The organism is Oleiphilus sp. HI0066, from assembly GCF_001635725.1.
This window is the reverse complement of sequence record NZ_LWFH01000322.1, coordinates 1-770: the sequence shown is the minus strand read 5'-3', so window position 1 is coordinate 770 and position 770 is coordinate 1. Positions and strand designations below refer to the sequence as shown.

Sequence of the window (770 nt, the reverse complement as noted above, 5' to 3'; positions counted from 1 at the left end):
CAGCGAAAGTAATCGTTTGGGCGATTGCTATTACATTTGCGCTGTTTGGCGCTGAATCCATTGTTGGTGGTATCAGTGGAGAGCCAGAGGTTGCAGAAGTGAATGGTGAGGGCATTCCAGAGTCGGCGTTTCAGATCGCAGTAGAGCGAAAAAAACGTCAGCTTTTGATGCAGATGGGCGACGCAGCTGATCCGGATTTGATTGATGATGGACTTCTCGGTCAGTCAGTGCTTGATGGAATGATTCAGGAAAAAATTCTCGAACAAGACGCTTCAGATAAAGGTTTATTCATATCTGTTCAGATGGTGGACGAGTACATTCGAAATATGAGTGAATTCCAAATTGACGGGCAGTTTAGTAATGAAAGAATGCAGTCAGTTTTAGGCTCAGCTGGATTTTCTTTAAATACGTTCAGAGAAAGCTTGGCTAAACAGTTTGTCTTAGATCAGAGTCGTTCAGCATTTTTGGGCTCTTCATTTGTATTAGACGCTGAAGAAGAATCTTTGTTGAAGCTTGATCGTCAGACGCGTGACTTTGGAATGGCGGTATTAGACTCTTCACAATTTTTAGATCAAGTGTCGGTGTCAGATTCGGATGTTGCTAGTTACTACGAAAGCAATCAGGAGTTGTTTAAGAAACCTGAGAGCGTAGATGTGTCTTATGTTGTATTGCGTCAATCTGAGCTAACAGATGTTGAAGTGACAAGCGAAGAGATCGAGGCTCGCTATGATCAAGAGATTCAAGATTTTGTGGGAGAAGAAGAGCGTAAC

The 770-nt window shown here is 42.7% G+C and carries 1 protein-coding gene; it reads left to right on the top strand.

Features of this window, described 5'->3' with window-relative positions; genetic code table 11:
* Window positions 1–770 (top strand): SurA N-terminal domain-containing protein (locus A3738_RS04695; protein ID WP_197473594.1); only part of this gene is annotated, 770 nt, incomplete at both ends.